Genomic DNA, 21,115 nt, shown 5'->3' with positions numbered 1-21,115 from the left:
TATATTTATATAATAACACATAACATATTAAGATTAAACTTGTTTAATCTTAATATTCATTAATAAATTTTTATGAATTTTATAAATAAAAAAGCACTGTATAAAATACAATGCTTTAATTACTTTGCCTTGATATATTAAGAAGTACTCCCATAGCTATTAAGTTAAATACAAGAGATGAACCTCCATAACTTATAAAGGGTAAAGGTACACCTGTAACTGGCATTGATCCAGTTACAACAGCAATATTTATAATTGCTTGAATTGCAATTACCCCTGTAATTCCTGTTGCAAGTACAGTTCCAAAGACATCTTTTGCCCTAACTGCTGTTCTTATACCTCTAAACATAAATAATATGAATAAAGCTATAACAACAAGACATCCTATTAATCCTAATTCTTCTCCTATAATGGAAAATATAAAGTCATTATGTGGCTCCGGTATGTAATAACACTTTTGTCTTGAACGACCAAGCCCCATTCCCATAACTCCACCTGATCCTAATGCTAAAAGAGACTGTATAAGCTGATATCCATCACCTCTTGGATCTGCCCATGGATTTAGGAAGCTTACAAGTCTTCTAAGTCTATATGACTCAAATACCGTAAATATACTTCCTGCAACACCAATTAAACCAAATACAAAAGCTATATGTTTTCCCCTACATCCAGAAGCAAATAAAATAATAAGTGTAACAATCATTATAACGGATGCTATACTAAGATTTTTTTCAAGCAATACCATACCTGCAAAAAAACCTGATACTATTAAATATGGAAAAACCCCATATTTAAAAGTTTTCATTTTTTCTCCCTTTTGTTCTATACTATTTGCCATATAAAGAACAACAACATATTTAGCTATTTCTGATGGCTGAATAGAGGCTCCTCCTGGAAGGTAAATCCATCTTCTAGCACCATGATTACCTGGGAATGCAAAAACAGCACATAGCAAAATTATAGTTACAATAATAAGTGGCTTTATATTCTTTCTTAATTTATGATAATCTGTTTTTTCAGCTACCACCATACAAATCAATCCAATAAAAGCCCACAATCCTTGTTTCTTTAAAAAATACATACTATCATAATTATAGTTTTTATTATGTAGGGAAGCATAAGAACTAGCACTATAAACCATAATTACCCCAATAGATACAAGTAACATTATTGTAATAAACAATATAAAATCAACTTTACCCAGTTTCTTTTTTGGGTTCTCCATAATAGTTCCTCCTGTTTAAATTACTTATAGGGAAAAACCATTCATCTTAATTAATGACAAGAAACCTATTAAACAAAGTATCACTGTAATTATTGAAAAAATAGATACTATTTTAGTTTCATGCCATCCACTTAATTCAAAGTGATGATGTATTGGACTCATTTTAAATATTCTCTTACCTCTTAATTTAAAAGATCCAACTTGAAGTATTACAGATAGTGCTTCTGCAAGATAAATTCCTCCAACAATTATAACTATTAAAGGTAATTTAAGCATCATTGCAACAGCTCCAACAACACCACCTAAAGCTAATGAACCAGTATCTCCCATGAAAACTTGTGCTGGATACGCATTGTACTTTAAAAATCCTAAAAGCGCACCTGCCACAATTGAACAAAATACTGCTAAATTATAATTTCCTGTAGCATAACTCACTACTGCAAAGAAAGTCATAACAAGTAAAGTTATACTTGTTGCAAGACCATCTAATCCATCAGTTAAATTTACAGCATTTGTTGTAGCTGCAAAATAGAAAATTATAAATGGTATATAAAACATTCCAAGATTCCATGTTTTATGAACAAATGGTACTATTATTTCACTTCCTATTCTAGGATTATTATAAGCATAAAAACCTATTATAGAAGATACAATTAATAATAATATCATCTTTTGGTAAGCCTTTAAACCCTCATTTTCTTTATGTATTATTTTAAGTGAATCATCTATTAATCCTATAATACCAAATGCTACAAAAGCAAATATAGCAAGTTTAGTTTCAAAACTTGGATGTCTTGAAACCACAAATACTGTGATTACACTTGAAATAATAAATATTACTCCTCCCATAGTAGGAGTTCCAGATTTTTTCTTATGGCTTTCAGGTCCCTCACTTCTTATATTTTGACCAAATTTAAATTTGTGTAATAATGGTATTAGTATTGGTCCTTGAATTAAAGATACAACAAATGCTACTAATACTGAATAAATCATTAAACTCATATTGATGTCTCCTTTAAATATTTTTATCTTTAAGCTTGTTTACTATATACTCAAATTTCATACTTCTTGAAGCTTTTACAAGTATTATATCTTCTTTATTTAAATTATTTGTTATAAAGTCTGATGCATCTTCTATCGTGTCAAATGCCATAAAGTTAATATCATTATTATATCCTTCTTTATAAGCTTCATTAAATTCCCCAACTGTTATAAGAAAATCTATATTATTTTCCTTTGCATACTCTGCAACTTCTTTATGGAATTTGTATGAATCTTTCCCTAACTCCTTCATAGTTCCAAGTATAGCTATTTTTCTATTTCCTTTTATTGTATTTATAACATCAATAGCTGCTCTCATGGAATCAGGACTAGCATTATATGAGTCATCAACTATAGTAAATCCATCTTTTTTTACTATATCAAGTCTCATAGATGTAACACTTAAATTCTTTATACCTTGTTTTAATTTATCGTATTCTATGCCTAAAGTTCTTCCTGCTACTATTGCAAGCATAGAATTTAAAATATTATGTTTTCCTGGAACTGGTATATTGAATCTTTCTTTTTCATCTTTATGACATACAGTAAATTCAATATGGTTTTCATCAGTAAATATATCTTCTGCTGTATAGTCCACATCTTTTTCAAATCCAATACTCATTAGTTTATAATCATTTGATTTAACAGTTTTTAATAAATCATTTTCTTTATTTACTATTAAAACACTATCTTCATTAAAGAAATCTGTTATTTCCATTTTAGCCTTTAAAATGTTTTCTCTAGTTTTTAAGTTTTCTATATGCGATATTCCTATATTAGTTATTAATGCAATATCTGGCTTTGCAACTTTTGCAAGTCTGTGGATTTCATCAAAGTTGCTCATACCCATTTCTAATACTGCAACATCATAACTATTATCAAGACTAAATATCATAAGTGGCAATCCTACTTCATTATTAAAATTACCTTGTGTTTTAAATACCTTATATTTAGAACTTAATGCTGCTGCTGTTAAATCTTTTGTAGATGTTTTTCCAGTGGAACCTGTTATGCCTATTACTTTTATGTCTAATTTACTTCTATATAATTCTGCTAAATCAAGTAGTGCTTTTCTAGTATTTTCTACTAATATAATAGATGTATTTTCATTTAAATCACTATCTTTAAATTTTATTTCATCTACTATACATAAATTAGAACCTTTTACGCTTGCATCTACTATATAATCATTAGCATTAAAATTATCTCCCTTTAGTGCTACAAATATACTGTCTTTGGTAATTTTTCTTGTATCTGTACTAATATTATTATATTTATGGTTACCTGAATTTATGTGTACTTTACCCCTAACCGCTTTAACTATTTCTTCAAATTTTAGTAATTCCAATTAAAACAACTCCTTTATTATGTCAGCTATTAATTCTCTTTCATCAAAATGTATTGTCTTATCTTTTAATATTTGATAATCTTCATGACCTTTTCCTGCAACTACTATTACATCACCTTGTTTTGCAATTTCAATAGCTTTTTTTATAGCTTCTTTTCTATTTTCAACCACAATATAGTTGTCTTTTTTAATTCCTTCTACAACATCTTTTATGATTTGACTTGGCTCTTCTGTTCTTGGATTATCTGAAGTTATTATTGCAATGTCTGACATATCAGATCCTATTTTACCCATAATAGGTCTTTTAGTTTTATCTCTATCTCCACCACATCCAAATACACTTATAAGTCTTCCTTTTGTAAAGTCTCTTGCAGTTTCAAGTATATTTTCTAATCCATCTGGAGTGTGCGCATAATCAATTATAACATCAAAACCTAAATCATAATCTTTAGTAGCATTTTCACATCTTCCTGGTACTACTACACTTTCAAGTCCTTTTTTTACATCCTCCATAGATATTCCTTCCGAAAGACAAGCTCCTGCACTGCATAATGCATTATAAACATTGTATATACCAGGTATGCTTAGATTAATATGAGTTTCTTTATCTTTATAGCATAAAACAAATTCCGCACCTCTTGCATGATTAACTATATCCTTTGCAAATAGATCTGCTTTTTTTTCAGTGGAGTAAGTTATTTTATTACTACTATCTGGAACATCATTTAGTATTCTTTCTCCATAAGTATCATCTATATTTATTATTGAATTTTTAGCATTATCAAACATGGATAATTTTGCTCTGTAGTAATTTTCAAAAGTTTTATGAAAATCAAGATGATCTTGAGTTAGATTAGTAAAAATTCCTTGCGAAAATTCAAGTCCATAAACTCTATCTAGACTTAAAGAATGAGATGAAACTTCCATGACACAATATTCTATATTTTTATCCTTCATTTTTTTAAACATTTCATGAAGTTCAAGTGACTCTGGTGTTGTTCTTTCTGCTTTTATTTTTTCATTTCCAATAAAGTTTGATATAGTTCCTATAAGTCCCGTACTGTGTCCTGCTGATTCTAAAATTGATTTTATCATATATGTAGATGTGGTTTTACCATTTGTTCCTGTAATTCCTATTAACTTTATATCCTTTGATGGATTATTGTATAAATTAGATGCCATTATAGCCAATGCTTTTCTTGTGTTTTCAACCTTTATATATGTTATCCCTTTTTTTATTTCTATTTCCTTACTACATACTATAACCTTTGCACCTTCATTTATAGCTTTTTCTATAAATTTGTGTCCATCAACGTTAAATCCTTCAATAGCAACAAAAACATCATTTTCTGATATCTTTCTTGAATCATACTCAATGCTACTTACTTCTAGTTCTAAGTCTCCATTTAAAATTTCATATTCTAACCCTTTTAATAATTCATTAACTTTCACACAAATCACCTCTTATTAAACAAATTAATGCAACGCACTAATTTAGTGCGTTGCTAATTACATTCTAATCTCCAACTTCTTTTAATGTAAGAACCACAGTAGCCTTACCCCTATCTACTGCTTTTCCTGGGGCAATACTTTGGTCTAATACAACTCCATCCCCTATAAACTTAACCTGAATTCCTAAATTTTTAAGAAGTCCTGCTGCTTTTTCCTTACTATATCCTTTAAGATTAGGAACAACCACTTCTTTATTATAATTTTTTGCACTACCTGTGTAAAGTACAACTTTTCCACCTTCATTTATAGCATATCCAGGTTTAGGTGTCATATCTACTATATAATCACCTTTATCATCTATATCATAGTTTAATTTAACATCTTTTAAAGCTTTAATTGCAGCATCCTTTTTAAGTCCTCTAACTTCAGGAACTATTGCATTTTTAACAAGTAACTTTTCTCCATTTCCAACTTGAAGAGAAAGATAATTAAATATATCAGTATATAGTTGTTTTGCAACTGGTGCTGCTATCTGTCCACCATAATAGTTAGATGAATCTGGCTCATCAATAGATACAAGTATTGTAACTTTAGGATCGTTTGAAGGTGCCATAGATGCAAATGATCCTATATATTTTCCTGCACCATATCTACCATTTACAACTTTTTGAGCTGTACCAGTTTTTCCTGCAATTTTGTATCCATCTATAAATGCTTTTCTTCCTCCACCTTCTGATACAACACGTTCCATGTATCCTCTTAATCTTTCCATAACATCTGCATCTTCTATTCTTTTTTTCTCTTTTACTAAATAATCAAAACTTTTATCAATTACTTTGTTATTATTGTCATCATAATGCACTATTTCTTTGGCAATATGAGGTTTTATTAAGTAACCTCCATTTGCAATTGCATTTAATGCTGTCATATATTGAATACAAGTTACAGTATTAGCTTGACCAAAAGATATTGATGCAAGGTCACCTTCACCAATGTCTTCAGTTTTCTTTACTATACCACTTGCCTCACCTGGAAGGTCAATTCCTGTTTTCTTACCAAATCCAAATTTATAAATATGCTTATTTAATTTCTCTGCTCCAAGCTTTCTTCCAACATCTATAAATCCTACGTTACATGAATTTTTAATTATATCTGGAAAAGTCTCAACTCCATGTCCAGACTTTTTAGCACAGTGTCTTATACGATCGGCAACTTTAATAGCTCCTGTACATGTAACTCTATAATTTTCTTCATCAATAACCTTTTCTTCCATAGCTGCACTGGCAGTTATTACTTTAAAAATAGATCCTGGCTCAAATGTATCACTTACAGCTCTATTTCTCCATCCCTTTTGTAATTCTTGAAAGCTCTTTCCCTCTTCCCATGGTGAATTAGGATTATAATCAGGTTTATTTGCCATACCAAGAATTTCTCCTGTTTTAGGATCCATTACCATTATGGTAACCGCCTTAGCTTTGTTATCTTTAATTGCTTGATCTGCTGACTTTTCACAAAAATGTTGTATCATCTCATCTATTGTAAGAACTACATCTTTTCCAGGCACAGGTTTTGTATATTCTGATATTGTATACGGAAGATCCTGACTTTTTATATCCGTTTCAGCAATTTTAACTCCAGGAACTCCTGCTAATTCTTTATTATATTGAAGTTCTACTCCTGTTAACCCTTCACCATCCGCTCTAGTATGTCCTAATACTTGTGCCAAAAAATTATCATTAGGATAATATCTCTTTGTATCTGGAGATACTATTATGCCTCTTAATTTTTTCCCTCTTATTTTAACATCTCTAGCTCTATCTGCTTCTTCCTTTTCTATTCTTCTTTTTAAAGTTGCAGATCCCATAGGAAGACCACCTGGGAGTCTTTTTTGGAGAATTTTAAGCACTTCATTTTTGTCCATATTAAGTGCTTTAGCAATTGCAGTTGCTACCTCATCATCACTTATCTTATCACTACTATTTTTCTTTTGAACTTCTCTTATTGCATTCATGTCCAAATCTACTCTATATACATTGGCACTTACTGCAAGTTCATGTCCATTTCTATCAACAATTTTACCTCTTCTTGCCTCTATCTTTACTTCACTTGTCCATTGATCCGTAGCAATATTTTTGTAATCATGAGATTTTGCTAGCATTATATATCCAAGTCTACACATTAAAGAAAAAAACAAAAGCAAAAGTATGCTTAAAATTATAAGCATCCTCCGCTTTATTATACTCTTGTCCCTATATTTCTTTTCAGCCACACCATATTACCTCCGTTAAAACAAAATCTCCTTTATTTTTTTTAATATATTGTTCTTCGTTTTTTCTTCAGATACTGAAATATCCTTAAAATTATTTTTATATAAGTCTATGTACTGTACATTAGTTGAACTCTTAGGCACCATGTTAAGTTCTTTTTCAGATTTTTCTTCGATAAGCTTTATATTATCATACTTTAGTAAACCAATTTTTAAGTTTTCATTTTCTGCATTAACATTGGATATTTGTTTTTTTACCTCTATAATATCTTTTTCCATATTGTATATTAGGGAATACCTATAGATCAAAAAAAATGCTGCTGCAAATCCTATGGCAATTAGTTTTAAAGCACTTACTTTTTGTTTTATGGCTCTTTGTTTGCTTTTTCTAATATACTGTTTTTTAGATCTTTGTAATTCTTCGTATGTTTTTTCTTCTGTGACTATTTGGGGCACTTTTTCAGGTGCTAAAGCATTATTACCACTTACTCCCATATTATTTTTGTTTGTTACTATCACTGTATTCCCTCCACTTCATATTTAGAACTAAATTTTTTGTGCCACTCTCAATTTTGAGCTTCTACTTCTTGAATTATTTTCTCTTTCAAATTCATTTGGTTCTATTGGCTTTCTTGTTACAACCTTTACAACCGGTTTTTTACCACAAACACATATTGGAAATTCTTTAGGACAAGTACATGGATTTTCTAATTCCTTGAATTTAGTTTTTATGATTCTATCTTCTAAAGAATGGAAAGTAATAACTGAAATCCTTCCATTTGGATTTAAGTAGTTAACCCCGTCTTCTACAGTTTTATTTAATATTTCAAGTTCGTGATTAACTTCTATTCTTATAGCTTGAAAAGTCTTTTTAGCTGGATGCCCTCCTTGCTGAAATTTCATTGGAATAACATCTTTTATAATTTTCACTAATTCTAATGTGGTTTCAACAGGTTTTTCATTTCTCTCTTTAACTATAGCTTTAGCTATTTTTCTTGAAAATCTTTCTTCTCCATAGTCTTTTATTATTCTAAATAAATCATCTTCTGAATATCCATTTACTACATCATAAGCTGATATACCATTTTCTGTATTCATTCTCATATCTAACATAGCATCCTTCATGTAGCTAAATCCTCTCTCAGGTGTATCTAATTGATAGGATGATACTCCAAGATCCATTAGGATTCCATCTACTTTATCTACATTTAGTTCATCTAAAATACTTGCTAAATTATAAAAATTGTTATGTACATAAGTAACATTTTCATAATCTTTCAATCTTTCTTTAGCTGCCTTTATAGCATTTATATCTTGATCTATGCCTATTAGTCTTCCTTTTTTCGATAATTTTTTTAATATTTCGCTAGAGTGACCTGCCCCTCCAAGTGTACAGTCAACATAGATTCCATCTTCCTTTATGTTCAATGAATCTATAGTTTCCTCTAGTAATACAGGTACATGATTAAAATTCATATTTTTCTCCTTTTCTCAACAATTATTTCATTATTTGGTATTGTCTTAGTTTTTCTAAGCTATTCTAAATATTATTTCAAATTGCTATATAATTTAAACCACTATCTTTTATATTCTATAGCTAATATGAAATTCCTTCAATAATATAATTTATTTTTTAATTAATTTTTAATATTTTATTATGTTATTACTACTATTATAAGTATAGCTTCCTTGAAATACACATTAATCTAGAGTATAATTTATTAGGAAATTATACAAAATGAAAGAAAGGAATGTACATAGATGAAATTAGGAATTGTAGGTTTACCAAATGTTGGTAAAAGCACCCTATTTAATGCCATAACAAAAGCAGGAGCTGAATCAGCTAACTACCCATTTTGTACTATAGAACCAAATGTAGGAGTTGTAGCTGTCCCAGATAAAAGACTAGACGTGCTTGAAAAAATGTATGACACAAAGAAGAAAGTATATGCAACAGTAGAATTTTATGATATTGCCGGACTTGTTAAAGGTGCTAGTAAAGGTGAAGGACTTGGAAATAAGTTCTTATCTCATATAAGAGAAGTTGAAGCCATAGTACACGTTGTAAGATGCTTTAACGATGATAACATAGTACACGTTGAAGGTTCAATCGATCCTATTCGTGACATTGAAACAATTAATCTTGAACTTATACTTGCAGACCTTGAAGTTATTGAAAGAAGATATGAAAAAACAGCTAGATCAGCTCGTAGTGGAGTTAAGGAAGCTAAAGCAGAACTTCCAGTTCTTGAAAAAGTTAAAGAGCATCTTGAAGCTAATAAACCTGTTAGAAGTCTTGAACTTACTAAAGAAGAACAAGAAATCGTTAAAGGATTCTTCTTAATCACTTCAAAACCTATATTATATGTATCAAATATATGTGAAGATGATCTTGTATCTGGAAACACTGAAAATGAATTTGTTAAAAAGGTTAAAGAATACGCTAAAGAAGAAGACTCTGAAGTTATAACTGTATGTGCTAAAATCGAAGAAGAACTATCTACTTTAGAAGATGAAGAAAGAGATGAATTATTATCTGAATATGGTCTTACAGAACCAGGACTTAATAGACTAATTCGTTCTAGTTACTCTCTTTTAGGACTTATGAGTTTCTTAACAGCTGGTAAAATAGAAGTAAGAGCTTGGACTATAGTTAAGGGAACAAAAGCTCCAAAAGCTGCTGGTAAGATTCACACTGATATTGAAAGAGGATTTATAAGAGCAGAAATTGTATCTTATGATGATCTTGTAGAATGTGGTTCCGAAGCTGCTGCTAAGGAAAAAGGATTATATAGACTTGAAGGTAAAGACTATGTAATGCAAGATGGAGATATTGTTAACTTTAGATTTAACGTTTAAAAAAAATCTATCTCAAAATTTTTGAGATAGATTTTTTATTTAATTTAAAATACTACATTCTCTTGTTGTATTTTTTTAATTCTTTTTTTATACTTTCCATAACTTTATCATAATCACCTATTAATATTTCTATAGCTTCTTTTATGTTTTTCATGGTATATATATGAAATTTTTTCATTCTAATAGCTTCTTCTACTTCAGAATTTAAAACTAAATTATTTTTATTAGAAACTGGTATTAAAACTCCTTTATTATTTACATTATCAATACACTTGCAAACTTTAAAAAAGCCTTCTATTTTTTCATTTACTCCACCAATAGGCTGTACTTCTCCAAATTGATTTAAAGAACCTGTAACTGCAATGTTTTGTCTTATAGGCATATTGCTTAAAGCTGAAATCATACTTATAAATTCTGCAACAGATGCACTATCACCATCAATTTTACTATAAGTTTGTTCAAAGCTTAAATGAAAATTAACTGGTATTACATTATACTTTCCTAAAATATGACTTATACATCCTTTTAAAATGTTTACAGATTTATTGTGTATATTTCCACTTAGTTCACTTTGTTTTTCAACATCTATTATTTCTCCCTCTCCTTTATAACAAGAACAGGTTATTCTTATAGGCTTTCCAAAAGTAATATATCCTAAATCTATTATTGAAAGTCCATTTATTTGTCCAATCGATCTTCCATTTACATTTATTAATATCATATTTTCTTTGTAATATTCCATAACTTCTTCTTTAATAATATCATCATCATTATAGGCTTTAATAATATCTTCTCTTGAAATTTTATTCTTTTCTTCTAATTTTACATTATTATTTGCAATAACTAATACTTTGCTTAAATCTTCATTATTAATAAGTAACTTATTTCTATCTTCTGCTTTCCTTGCAGAAATCTTCGCTAATTCTTTTATAGCATTTTTATCTAGTGGTTTTAAGTTATTAACTTCGCATATTTTTTTTATACTTGAAATAAAAGACTCAATATGATTTTTAGTTGTATTTAATATAGGATTGTACTGTGCTTTTATTTTAAACATCTTTTTAAAATCTTTATCATAGTTGTATAAAATATCATAAGTCTCATAATCACCAATTAAAATTATTTTTTCTTTTACTTTTATTGGCCTTGGATCAAGTCCACTTATAGATATAAGTTCTACATATCCTTTATTATAGTTAAAATCTATCTCTCCACTTGAAATTACCTTTTTTAAATTATAATAAGCCGTAGGACTTGAAAGCAAATCACTTGCTTTCATTATTAAACATCCCTCATTTGCTTTTAAAATAGATCCTGCCTTTATAAAAGATACATCCGTTATATAAGTACCATTCTGATTTTTGTAATCTATGCTTCCCATTAATCTTATTACATTTGGATCCTCTTCATATATAACATTTGGTATGTCATTGATTGTATTATCTACAAGTACATTAACATCATATCTCATTATAATTTCTGCTATTGCCTCTTCATCATTTTCATATATCATAGAATAAGTATCGCATACATCTTTTTCCACTTCATCACAAAGTTCATTTAGAAAATTTATTACCTCCATGTCTTCTGAAAACTCTTCTTTATATTTAAACTTAATATCCTGAAGCTCACTTTTAAAGTAATCCTTCATTATATATTTTATTTTTTCTATTCCTCTTATTTCAATTTCTTTAAGATCATCTAGTATTTTGCTTGACTGTATTTTTAATTTTGAAACTTTACTAAGTATATCCTTCTTTTTATTCTCTTCAAGCTCGTCATATTCCAATTCCGTCATAATATTATTTGATTTTATAGGTACAAATGTAAATCCACCTTCAGTAGATTTTATTTTAAAACCTTTTTCTTTAGCACTTTCCATAAGTTCAGATACAAGTTTATGTCTCTCTACTTGTATACTATCTATTATTTCATCTTTCTCTTCTATACACGCACCATTATAAAAATTATATATTGAATTTAAATATTTCTTTTGAAGATCCTCTACTGTTTTTTTCAAAATATATCCCTTTCCCCCTGAGAGGAATATAGGATAAGGCTTTTCTGGATCTTCTTTTATTACATAGCATATATCTTGAGGTTTATTACTCTTTCCTATATAAAATTCCTCTATATATTTCTTTATATTTTTTAATTTCATTTTTGAAAAATCATCTACTAAATAAACGTTATATCCTTCCTTATCTATTTCAAGAGCTGTCTTTATCTTTTTATATACTTCCCTTTTATATTCTGGTACATTAAATTTGTCTTCTTTAATTTCTAAATCGTCTATTTTAAACTCGTATATGACATCATGGGATGAAAGCTCCATTTTGATATCCCTCCCTTTTTCTTGCACTTATTATATTAGTATTCTATACCCACTCATTTAGCCACAAGTTTTAAAAAAATAATAATTTTTCAAACTTATGTAAATAATAATTAATAGTTTTAAAAAAAACCATACTATGATATAATTAATTTTAGTTATAATGTCATTTTATTATTTTTTATATAAATTATATGTAAAGGAGTTATTCATAATGGGTTTTAAAGAAAAGTTAAGTCAGCATTACACAAATTCCTATCTAGCTAAGTATGGCGATAGACTTAGTCAAGCACAAGGAAAAGTAATTTCAATAAAAACAGAAAAAAAATCTTTTTTATTTTTCCATAAATTAATTGTTACTATATTAATAAAACCAGATAGAAGCAAAAACATAACTAAATGTGTTTACAAGAAAAATAGATGGTTTAAAAAGCCTACATTTATGCCAATATCTCAAGGTCATTCTTTGTTAATACAAGGACTAAAAGGTAAAAAAGGAAAAACTGATCGTGAAGTTCTTCAAGTATTGAACATCCTTAATATGACAAACAAGGCTCAACTTGTACCAGTTGAAGGGGATGCTGTTAAAAAACTTCATCAAGCACAAAAGGTTAAATACAGATAACAAAAAACGTTGACAAAATGTCAACGTTCAGGCTGTTGATAAACATAATTTGTCAACAGCCTTTTTACATTTATTACAAAAAGGATTTTTAGTGTTTATGTAGAATATATATTTTAGAACAATAAATCTTTTAGCCCGTTAGGGCTCCTACGGAGGAAAAATGCTTACTAATAATGAAAGAAAACAAAATCAATTAGAACTAGTTTATATAGAAAATTTAGTACCTGAAAATCACATACTTAGAAAGATAGATAAATACATAGACTTTTCATTTATAAGAGATTTAACTAAGGATTTATATTGTGCTGATAATGGCAGACCTTCAGTAGACCCAGTTGTATTATTTAAAATGCTTTTTATAGGATACCTATTCGGTATACGTTCAGAGCGTCAGCTTGTAAAAGAAATCCAGGTAAATGTAGCTTACAGATGGTTTTTAGGATATGGACTTACTGATAAAATACCAAGTCATTCCACTATAAGCCAGAATAGAACAAAAAGATTTAGTAATACAAATATACATCAAGAAATATTTGATAATATTGTATTTCAAGCTATTAATAGAAACTTGGTTGATGGCAAAATTCTATATACTGATTCTACTCACTTAAAAGCTAACGCTAATAAACATAAATTTATTAAAAAAGAAATAACTAAATCCACAAAGGAATACTTTGATGAATTAGAGAATGACATTAATAAAGATAGAATTAATCATAATAAAAAGCCTCTAAAAAAAAAGACTAAAATAGCTGAAACTAAGGAAATAAAAGTAAGTACAACTGATCCAGACAGTGGATATATGGTTAGAGATGGAAAACCTAAAGGCTTTTTTTATTTAGATCATAGAACTGTTGACGGAAAGTATAATATTATAACAGACGTTCATGTTACTCCCGGGAATATAAACGATGTAGATCCTTATGTTAAAAGAATAGAAACTCAAATAGAAAAGTTTAATTTTAATACAAAATATTTAGTAGCAGATGCCGGATATTCTACGAATCCTATTTGTAAACAAATTTCAGACAAAAATTATCAAGGTGTTTTTGGGTTCCGTTTAGGACCCCATGTTAAAGGAAAATATACAAAATATAGATTTCAGTATGTTAAAGAATTAGATGGATATGTATGTATTAATAATTGCTTTTTAAAATATAGAACTACTACAAGGGAAGGTTATAAAGAATACGTAAGTAATGCGGAGCATTGTGCTTCTTGCAAATATAAAAATAATTGCTTAACATCTGATAAATCCATTAATAGAACTATACGTCGTCATGTTTGGGAAGACTATAAAGATCAAATTTTTAGATTTACTAAAACAGAAAAAGGTAAAAATATTTACAAACGACGTAAAGAAAAGATTGAGCGTAGCTTTGCTGATTCAAAAGAATTACATGGGCTACGTTATTGTCGCATGCGAGGAATTAAAAATGTTTCTGAGCAGTGCCTACTTACAGCGGCAGTTCAGAATATGAAAAAGATAGCCATGGTGCTATCGCACTATTTTTTTGTGTACGTTAATTCAAATTTATTCCAAATCAACATACATAATAAATATTTTTCGAATGCTATCGCATAAAAGAATTTTGGCGTAAACAAAAGCCCCCAATTGTTGGGGGCTTTTTGAACAATCTGAACGTTGACAAAATGTCAACGTTTTTTTATTATCTTCTTCTAAAATATAAGTATAAACTATTTATAAATGATATAAAGCCTGAGAAAAATACTATTATAGCCCATTGTCCTAAATGTAGTGGAACTGTATGAAATATTCCCTGTAAGAAAGGAACATAAATTATACATAAAAGCATGCAAATAGAAACTAATACGGCTCCAACTAAATACATATTAGTGAATAGCTTAATCTCAAATATAGAGTGATTTTCTGATCTACATTCAAATACGTGAATTAATTGAGACATTATAAGAGTACATAAAGCAAGTGTTCTTGAAGTTTTTAAATCCATACCATAATACTTTCCTGATAAAAAGGCAAAAATAGTACAAATTCCAATTAAACTTCCTCTTAAAAGTATTTTTTCTTTAAGTCCTCTTGCAAATACACTCTCATCTTTCCTTCTAGGTTTTCTAAGCATTATATCTTTATCTGCTGGATCAACTCCTAGCGCTATAGCAGGAAGTCCATCTGTGACTAAATTCACAAATAGTATTTGTATAGGTAATAGTGGTGTTTCTAAATAAAACAATGAAGATAGAAACATTGTAAGTACTTCTCCTAAATTACAAGACAATAAATATCTAATAAACTTTCTTATGTTATCATAGATAGTTCTTCCTTCTTCAACAGCGGATACTATAGTTGTAAAATTATCATCTAAAAGTATCATAGAAGATGCCTCTTTTGTAACATCTGTTCCGGATATACCCATAGATACACCTATGTCAGATTCTTTAACTGCTGGAGCATCATTTACTCCATCTCCAGTCATAGCAACTATATTGCCCTTCTTTTTAAAGGCTTTAACTATACTTAATTTATGTTTAGGACTTACCCTTGCAAATACTGAAACTTTATCTATTTTCTTTATAAGCTCTTTTTCTGATAATTTATCTAACTCTTCTCCTGTTAAAACTTCATCTTCTTTTTTACATATTTTAAGTTCTTTTGCTATGGCATATGCTGTATTTTTATGGTCTCCTGTTATCATAACAGGTTTAATTCCTGCCATTTTACATTCTAATACTGCATCTTTAGCCTCTGGTCTTGGAGGGTCTTTCATTCCCGCTATACCAACAAATATTAAATTATCTTCTAATGAATTTTTAGAAACATTAGTATCTTTATAAGCTCCGGCAATACACCTTAAAGCCTTATAAGACATTTCTTCTACTCTTTTATTAACTCTACTTTTATATTCATCATTAAACTCTAAAATTTCATTATTAATAAGTATATATTTACACTTTTCTATTACTCTCTCTGGAGCTCCTTTAATGTAGGCTTTTTTCTTTCCTCTTTCCTCCATTATAACTGACATCATTTTTCTAGTAGAATCAAATGGAATGTCAAATAACCTTTGTCCTTTTTTTAGAAAATCTTTTAATGCATTTGCATTTTTGAACATAGCTTTTATAAGAGCAGTTTCAGTGGGATCTCCTAAAAGAACTTTTTCATATTCCTTTTGGTTAAAATCATATCCACAATCATTACAATACACAAATGTCTTTTTTAAGATATCAAAATTAACATCATCATTTTCATTTAAATTATATATTTTGTCATTAAAATATATTTGTTCTACAGTCATATTGTTTTGAGTAAGTGTCCCTGTTTTATCACTACATATTATAGATGTGCAACCTAGAGTCTCAACTGCTGGAAGCTTTCTTATAAGAGCATTTCTCTTTAACATTCTAGATACACCAAGTGCTAAAGCAACTGTTACAATAGCAGGCATTCCCTCTGGAATTGCAGCAACAGCTAAACTTACCCCAAGTAAAAACATCTGATACTTATCTTGTCCCCTTATGATACCCATAATAGTTACCATTATGCATATTACAATACAAACCGCTACCATTACTTTTCCAAGGGAAGCTAGTTTCTTCTTTAATGGAGATTTTTCGCTTTCTATGTTATCTAACATATCTGCAATTTTTCCCATTTCAGTTTTCATACCTGTTTTCTCAATTAATGCTCTTCCTTTTCCCTTTAAAACTACTGTACCCATATATATATTGCTATTTTTACCACCAATATTTTTTTCTACTCCAATTGATTCACCAGTTAAAAGTGATTCATCTACAACTAAACTATTACCTTCTATAAAAATAGCATCTGCTGGAATTCTATCTCCACTTTCTAAAATAATAACATCTCCAGGTACTAACTGTTCTGCACTTATAACTTTTACCTCTCCATCTCTTAACACTTTAGATGTGGGCGCTGCTAAGTTTTGAAGTGCCTCTAAGGATTTTTCTGTTTTATATTCTTGAACAAATCCTAAAATAGCATTCATAACGACTATAATAATTATAGTTATAGCATCTGCCTTTTGTCCCATGGCAGCAGATAAAGCTGTAGCTACAAGTAAAACCCAAATAATAAAATCATTGAATTGTTCTAAGAATATTTTTATTGGAGATACTTTTTTCTTTTTCTCTAGTACATTTAATCCATATTGTTTTATCCCTTTTTCTGCTTCACTACTTGTAAGCCCTTTTCTCAAAAATTTTTCATTATTCATGTTCCTCCTCCTATCATTTTAAGCAACCATTTTAATTATCTAAGTTTTTTATTTCCTTAAACTAATATATGATTTATATGTACCATGATATGAGAAAAATATATTTTTTTTAAAAAATAATAAAATTATATGATTTTATGGTAAAATAGTAAAAGACAATTTTTTTAGGAGGTAGCATAAGATGAAAGATATGATCTACATTACGGGACATAGAAATCCAGATACGGATTCAATATGTTCAGCACTTGCTTATGCAGAATTCAAAAATAAATCTGCTAATGTAAAAGCAAAACCTATACGACTTGGGGAAGTTAGTCGTGAAACTCAATTTGCTCTTGACTACTTTAAAGTACAAAAGCCTGAACTTGTAAAAACTTTAAGACCACTTGTAAAAGATCTTGAAATGGATAAAGTACCACCTTTAACACCAGAAACATCTTTAAAAACTGCATGGTTTGACATGAAAAAATATAAAGTAAAAACTATCCCTGTAGTTGATAATGATAATAAATTTTTAGGAATCGTTAGTTTATCAAACTTAACTTCCGCTTATATGGATATATGGGATAATTATATTTTAACTAAAAGTAAAACACCATTAAAAAATGTAATAGATGCATTATCTGCTAGAACTCTTTACGAAAATAAAGATTTAGAATTTTGTGGTGGAAAAATAATAGTTGCTGCCATGAATCCAGAAAGCATGAAAAAGATAATGGAAACTGGAGATGTTGTAATTTTTGGAGATAGAGAAGATACACAAATGTCAATTATCGAAAACAAAGCATCTTTAATGATAGTAGCTGGAAATCATGAAGTTTCTAAAAAAGTTTTAGATTTTGCTGAAGCTAACAAATGTACAGTTATAAGCACTCCATTTGACTCATTTACAGCTTCAAGAATGATAGTTCAAAGTATCCCTATAAGATACGTTATGAGCAAAGAAGAACTTATTTGCTTTAGAGATACAGATCACGTTGAAGATGTTAGAGAAGCTATGGCAAAAACTAGATTTAGAAGCTATCCAATACTAGATAGCAACAATAAAGTATTAGGTATGATTTCTAGATTCCACTTAATATCAAGAGTTAATAAAAAAGTTATACTAGTTGACCATAACGAATCTGCTCAATCTGTAGACGGTCTTGAAACAGCTGAAGTTACAGAAATCATAGATCACCACAGAATTGCAGATATACAAACTAGCAATCCAATATACTTTAGAAATCAACCAGTTGGATGTACTGGTACAATTATAGGTTCTATATTCTTTGAAAATGGCCTTACTCCATCTAAAGAAACAGCAGGACTTCTTTGCAGTGCTATAATATCTGATACATTATTATTTAAATCACCAACATCTACTCCTGTTGACAAAGCAATGGTAGAAAAGCTAGCTAAAATAGCTGAAATAGATGTTGAAGAATACGCTAAAGAAATGTTTAAAGCTGGAACATCACTTGTTGGTCGTACAGTTGAAGAAATATTTAACACAGACTTTAAAACTTTCTCATTATTAAACCATAAAGTTGGTGTAGCTCAAGTTAGCACTATGGATATAGAAGGTTTTAAACCAATGAAAGAAGAAATGCTTAATTACATGGAAAAAAATTGTGAAGAAAATAACTACGACTTACTTGTATTATTATTAACAGATATAATACAAGATGGTTCTGAAGTAATGGCTGTTGGAAATAGAGCTGATTACATAGAAAGAGCGTTCAATGTTACTCTAAAAGATAACTCAGCATATGTTCCTGGATTACTTTCAAGAAAGAAACAAGTAATTCCACCTATTACAAAAGCAATCGAGCTAAGTCAAGAATAAAACATCGATTCCAACCTAAAACAAGGAATTAGGACATATTAAAAAGACAGTAAATAAGATATTTACTGTCTTTTTCCTACTCCCTTTCTTGAAGAATCCCAGATTATCTTCCTCTAAGATTATTTGCCATTCCCCACATTTCATCTGCAGTTTTAAGTGCTGATGAGTTTAATTGGAATGCTCTTTGAGTTATTATAAGATCCGCCATTTCTTTTCCTAAATCTACATTAGATTGTTCTGTATATCCTTGAAGCAAAGAAAAATCTTTAGTGTCCTTTTCTACAATTAAATTTGGCTCATTACATACGTATAGGTTGTCTCCTATACTTTTCATGCAATCATTACCCTTTGGTTCAAAAATAGGTATTCTTAAATTTTCATTTCCTTTACCTACTACATATCCTTCTTCATTAATAATAAAAGAACTATTTTTAAAACCAATTCCTGGTTTATTTACATTAACTCCTGCTTCATTTAATATAATAAGTCTATTACCGCTTTTATCTACAACAGTTCCTAGGTTATCTATATTAAATGAACCACCTCTTGTATAAAAGGTTCTTCCTTCTCCATCCTGAACTTTAAAAAATCCCTCACCATCTATTGCTATATCTGTATTATTACCAGTTTGAAGTAAATTGCCTTGTGAATTGTCTCTTTCAATTTCTGTAGCTCTAACTCCTGTTCCTGTAAATTGAGGTTTTCCCTTAGTTACTGGATATCCTAGTCTATCTAAATTTTCTTGCATTAAATCATTAAATTTTACATCTACTCTTTTATATCCTACAGTAGTTGAGTTTGCCATATTATTAGAAATAGTATTAAGTTTTTCCATTTCTGCTGCCATACCACTTCTTGAATTCCATATACTTCTAAGCATCTTTTATTCCCCCTAAATCCTTAAAGGTTTATACTCTTCCAACTTCATTAACTGTTTTACCTAAAGTTTCATCTAAAGATTGTACTAATTTTTGATTACTTTCAAAATTTCTCATAGTCATCATCATATCTGATACTTCTTCCATTACATTAACATTTGACTTTTCAAGATAATTTTGCTTTACAATTGCTCCATTATAAGCTCTTGGATTTCCACCAGAATAAAGATTATCTCCTTGTTTTCTTAGTGTTTCGTAGTTATCAAAATCAACTACATTAATTTTATATTTTAAACTTCCATCTAAAAATAACTCTCCTCTATCATTACAAGATATTTTTGAAGGACCAGTTCTTTCATTTCCTAAATATATTGGTTCCATAGCTCCAGTTCTCATGTTTTGCCCCATTACTCTGTCTCCACTACTATTTACAAGATATCCCGTTCTCTCAACATGAAAATGTCCATCTCTAGTATAAAAATTTTGTCCACCGCCAGCTACTCTACTATTACGTGATACTACAAAAAATCCTCTTCCTTGTAGGGCAAAATCTGTAGACTTATCTGTAGATTCTAGTACTCCTTGAGTAAAGTTTGTATAACTTTGGTCAAGTTTACTTCCCATAGAAAGCATTCCAATATCATTTTTAACGTGTTTGCCTCCTACAACTTTATCATAATTATGCATCATAACATCTTTAAAACTTTTTCCTACTAAATTATCTTTTTTATATCCTACAGTAGTTGCATTTGCTAAATTGTTACTTATAACATCTTGTTGAGCTTCTTGATTTATTAAACCTGATACAGCCGTATATATACTTCTAATCATTTTTTCACATCCTTATTATTTGAATTATTAGAAGGTGTCTTTTCTATAACCTTATGTTCATCTTTATACTCCATTCCATATTCCCTTGCCTTCATTTCTATTTTGTATCTAGACAAATTATATTGAATTTTAGTATTTATCATAAGTAAAGTTGAAATAACAATTCCTATTCCTATTCCCGCAAGCACCCTTCTATCACTCAAGAAATCAACTATT

General features: G+C 29.2%; 16 protein-coding genes. 4 read left to right on the top strand and 12 right to left on the bottom strand.

Annotated elements, in window-relative coordinates; all coding sequences use genetic code 11:
- Positions 1–115: 115 nt before the first annotated feature.
- The 7 genes from spoVE to rsmH all read right to left on the bottom strand — a co-directional run bounded on the left by spoVE (position 116) and on the right by rsmH (position 8,808).
- Positions 116–1,225: a stage V sporulation protein E gene (gene spoVE, locus NT01CX_RS05285; RefSeq protein WP_011722017.1), complete on the bottom strand. Its 1,110-nt coding sequence runs from the start codon at positions 1,223–1,225 to the stop codon at positions 116–118.
- 24 nt (positions 1,226–1,249) lie between these two features.
- Positions 1,250–2,227, bottom strand: a complete 978-nt coding sequence (gene mraY / locus NT01CX_RS05280; RefSeq protein WP_011722016.1) for a phospho-N-acetylmuramoyl-pentapeptide-transferase — start codon at positions 2,225–2,227, stop codon at positions 1,250–1,252.
- Between the two features lie 13 nt (positions 2,228–2,240).
- The gene (locus NT01CX_RS05275) at positions 2,241–3,614 is read right to left on the bottom strand and encodes a UDP-N-acetylmuramoyl-tripeptide--D-alanyl-D-alanine ligase (RefSeq protein WP_011722015.1); all 1,374 of its coding nucleotides are present in this window, start codon (positions 3,612–3,614) and stop codon (positions 2,241–2,243) included.
- Entirely contained in the window at positions 3,615–5,066 is a 1,452-nt protein-coding gene (locus NT01CX_RS05270; RefSeq protein WP_011722014.1) for a UDP-N-acetylmuramoyl-L-alanyl-D-glutamate--2,6-diaminopimelate ligase, read from the bottom strand. It lies immediately after the preceding gene.
- A gap of 64 nt (positions 5,067–5,130) precedes the next feature.
- Positions 5,131–7,335, bottom strand: coding sequence for a stage V sporulation protein D (locus NT01CX_RS05265; protein WP_011722013.1), 2,205 nt, complete (start codon positions 7,333–7,335; stop codon positions 5,131–5,133).
- 15 nt (positions 7,336–7,350) lie between these two features.
- Positions 7,351–7,851 carry a hypothetical protein gene (locus tag NT01CX_RS05260; RefSeq protein WP_011722012.1) on the bottom strand — a complete coding sequence of 167 codons (501 nt, stop codon included), beginning with the start codon at positions 7,849–7,851 and terminating at the stop codon, positions 7,351–7,353.
- 27 nt (positions 7,852–7,878) lie between these two features.
- Positions 7,879–8,808: a 16S rRNA (cytosine(1402)-N(4))-methyltransferase RsmH gene (gene rsmH / locus NT01CX_RS05255; RefSeq protein WP_011722011.1), complete on the bottom strand. Its 930-nt coding sequence runs from the start codon at positions 8,806–8,808 to the stop codon at positions 7,879–7,881.
- Between the two features lie 285 nt (positions 8,809–9,093).
- On the opposite strand from rsmH, the gene ychF reads away from it, so the two are divergent.
- Positions 9,094–10,191, top strand: a complete 1,098-nt coding sequence (gene ychF / locus NT01CX_RS05250; RefSeq protein ID WP_011722010.1) for a redox-regulated ATPase YchF — start codon at positions 9,094–9,096, stop codon at positions 10,189–10,191.
- A gap of 52 nt (positions 10,192–10,243) precedes the next feature.
- Here ychF and NT01CX_RS05245 read toward each other — a convergent pair whose 3' ends face one another.
- On the bottom strand, positions 10,244–12,526 hold the full coding sequence (locus NT01CX_RS05245; protein ID WP_011722009.1) for an AAA family ATPase: 2,283 nt from the start codon (positions 12,524–12,526) through the stop codon (positions 10,244–10,246).
- Positions 12,527–12,737: 211 nt separating this feature from the next.
- Here NT01CX_RS05245 and NT01CX_RS05240 point away from each other — a divergent pair, with 211 nt between their 5' ends.
- Both NT01CX_RS05240 and NT01CX_RS05235 read left to right on the top strand, forming a co-directional pair.
- Positions 12,738–13,148 (top strand): hypothetical protein, encoded by a 411-nt coding sequence (locus NT01CX_RS05240; RefSeq protein WP_011722008.1) that lies wholly within the window; start codon positions 12,738–12,740, stop codon positions 13,146–13,148.
- A 160-nt stretch (positions 13,149–13,308) separates the two neighbouring features.
- Positions 13,309–14,749, top strand: a protein-coding gene (locus tag NT01CX_RS05235) for an IS1182-like element ISCno1 family transposase (RefSeq protein WP_242648479.1) whose coding sequence is annotated in 2 segments (ribosomal slippage) — positions 13,309–14,658 and positions 14,660–14,749 — 1,440 coding nt in all. Because the reading frame shifts where the segments join, the coding sequence is not laid out codon by codon here.
- A 69-nt stretch (positions 14,750–14,818) separates the two neighbouring features.
- On the opposite strand, the gene NT01CX_RS05230 is transcribed toward NT01CX_RS05235, so the two are convergent.
- The gene (locus NT01CX_RS05230) at positions 14,819–17,362 is read right to left on the bottom strand and encodes a calcium-translocating P-type ATPase, PMCA-type (RefSeq protein WP_011722006.1); all 2,544 of its coding nucleotides are present in this window, start codon (positions 17,360–17,362) and stop codon (positions 14,819–14,821) included.
- A gap of 181 nt (positions 17,363–17,543) precedes the next feature.
- On the opposite strand from NT01CX_RS05230, the gene NT01CX_RS05225 reads away from it, so the two are divergent.
- Positions 17,544–19,190, top strand: a complete 1,647-nt coding sequence (locus NT01CX_RS05225; protein ID WP_011722005.1) for a putative manganese-dependent inorganic diphosphatase — start codon at positions 17,544–17,546, stop codon at positions 19,188–19,190.
- A gap of 103 nt (positions 19,191–19,293) precedes the next feature.
- Here NT01CX_RS05225 and NT01CX_RS05220 read toward each other — a convergent pair whose 3' ends face one another.
- The 3 genes from NT01CX_RS05220 to NT01CX_RS05210 are packed head-to-tail and all read right to left on the bottom strand — an operon-like array spanning position 19,294 to position 21,102.
- Complete coding sequence (locus NT01CX_RS05220) at positions 19,294–20,070, bottom strand: flagellar basal-body rod protein FlgG (protein WP_011722004.1); 777 nt, start codon at positions 20,068–20,070, stop codon at positions 19,294–19,296.
- Between the two features lie 28 nt (positions 20,071–20,098).
- Entirely contained in the window at positions 20,099–20,899 is an 801-nt protein-coding gene (locus NT01CX_RS05215) for a flagellar basal-body rod protein FlgG (protein WP_011722003.1), read from the bottom strand.
- Complete coding sequence (locus tag NT01CX_RS05210) at positions 20,896–21,102, bottom strand: hypothetical protein (protein WP_011722002.1); 207 nt, start codon at positions 21,100–21,102, stop codon at positions 20,896–20,898. Before NT01CX_RS05210 ends, NT01CX_RS05215 begins: the two co-directional genes overlap by 4 nt.
- Between the last annotated feature and the right edge of the window lie 13 nt (positions 21,103–21,115).

The sequence above is a fragment of the Clostridium novyi NT genome, from assembly GCF_000014125.1.
GTDB lineage: Bacteria > Bacillota > Clostridia > Clostridiales > Clostridiaceae > Clostridium_H > Clostridium_H novyi.
This window is presented reverse-complemented; position numbering and strand designations above follow the sequence as displayed.

What these genes read in the sequence shown, in the direction of transcription:
- spoVE (WP_011722017.1), bottom strand. Translation starts at nt 1,225, where the DNA reads ATGGAGAACCCAAAAAAGAAACTGGGTAAAGTTGATTTTATATTGTTT.
- NT01CX_RS05245 (WP_011722009.1), bottom strand. Translation starts at nt 12,526, where the DNA reads ATGGAGCTTTCATCCCATGATGTCATATACGAGTTTAAAATAGACGAT.
- ychF (WP_011722010.1), top strand. Translation starts at nt 9,094, where the DNA reads ATGAAATTAGGAATTGTAGGTTTACCAAATGTTGGTAAAAGCACCCTA.
- NT01CX_RS05215 (WP_011722003.1), bottom strand. Translation starts at nt 20,899, where the DNA reads ATGATTAGAAGTATATATACGGCTGTATCAGGTTTAATAAATCAAGAA.
- rsmH (WP_011722011.1), bottom strand. Translation starts at nt 8,808, where the DNA reads ATGAATTTTAATCATGTACCTGTATTACTAGAGGAAACTATAGATTCA.
- NT01CX_RS05225 (WP_011722005.1), top strand. Translation starts at nt 17,544, where the DNA reads ATGAAAGATATGATCTACATTACGGGACATAGAAATCCAGATACGGAT.
- NT01CX_RS05230 (WP_011722006.1), bottom strand. Translation starts at nt 17,362, where the DNA reads ATGAATAATGAAAAATTTTTGAGAAAAGGGCTTACAAGTAGTGAAGCA.
- NT01CX_RS05240 (WP_011722008.1), top strand. Translation starts at nt 12,738, where the DNA reads ATGGGTTTTAAAGAAAAGTTAAGTCAGCATTACACAAATTCCTATCTA.
- NT01CX_RS05220 (WP_011722004.1), bottom strand. Translation starts at nt 20,070, where the DNA reads ATGCTTAGAAGTATATGGAATTCAAGAAGTGGTATGGCAGCAGAAATG.
- mraY (WP_011722016.1), bottom strand. Translation starts at nt 2,227, where the DNA reads ATGAGTTTAATGATTTATTCAGTATTAGTAGCATTTGTTGTATCTTTA.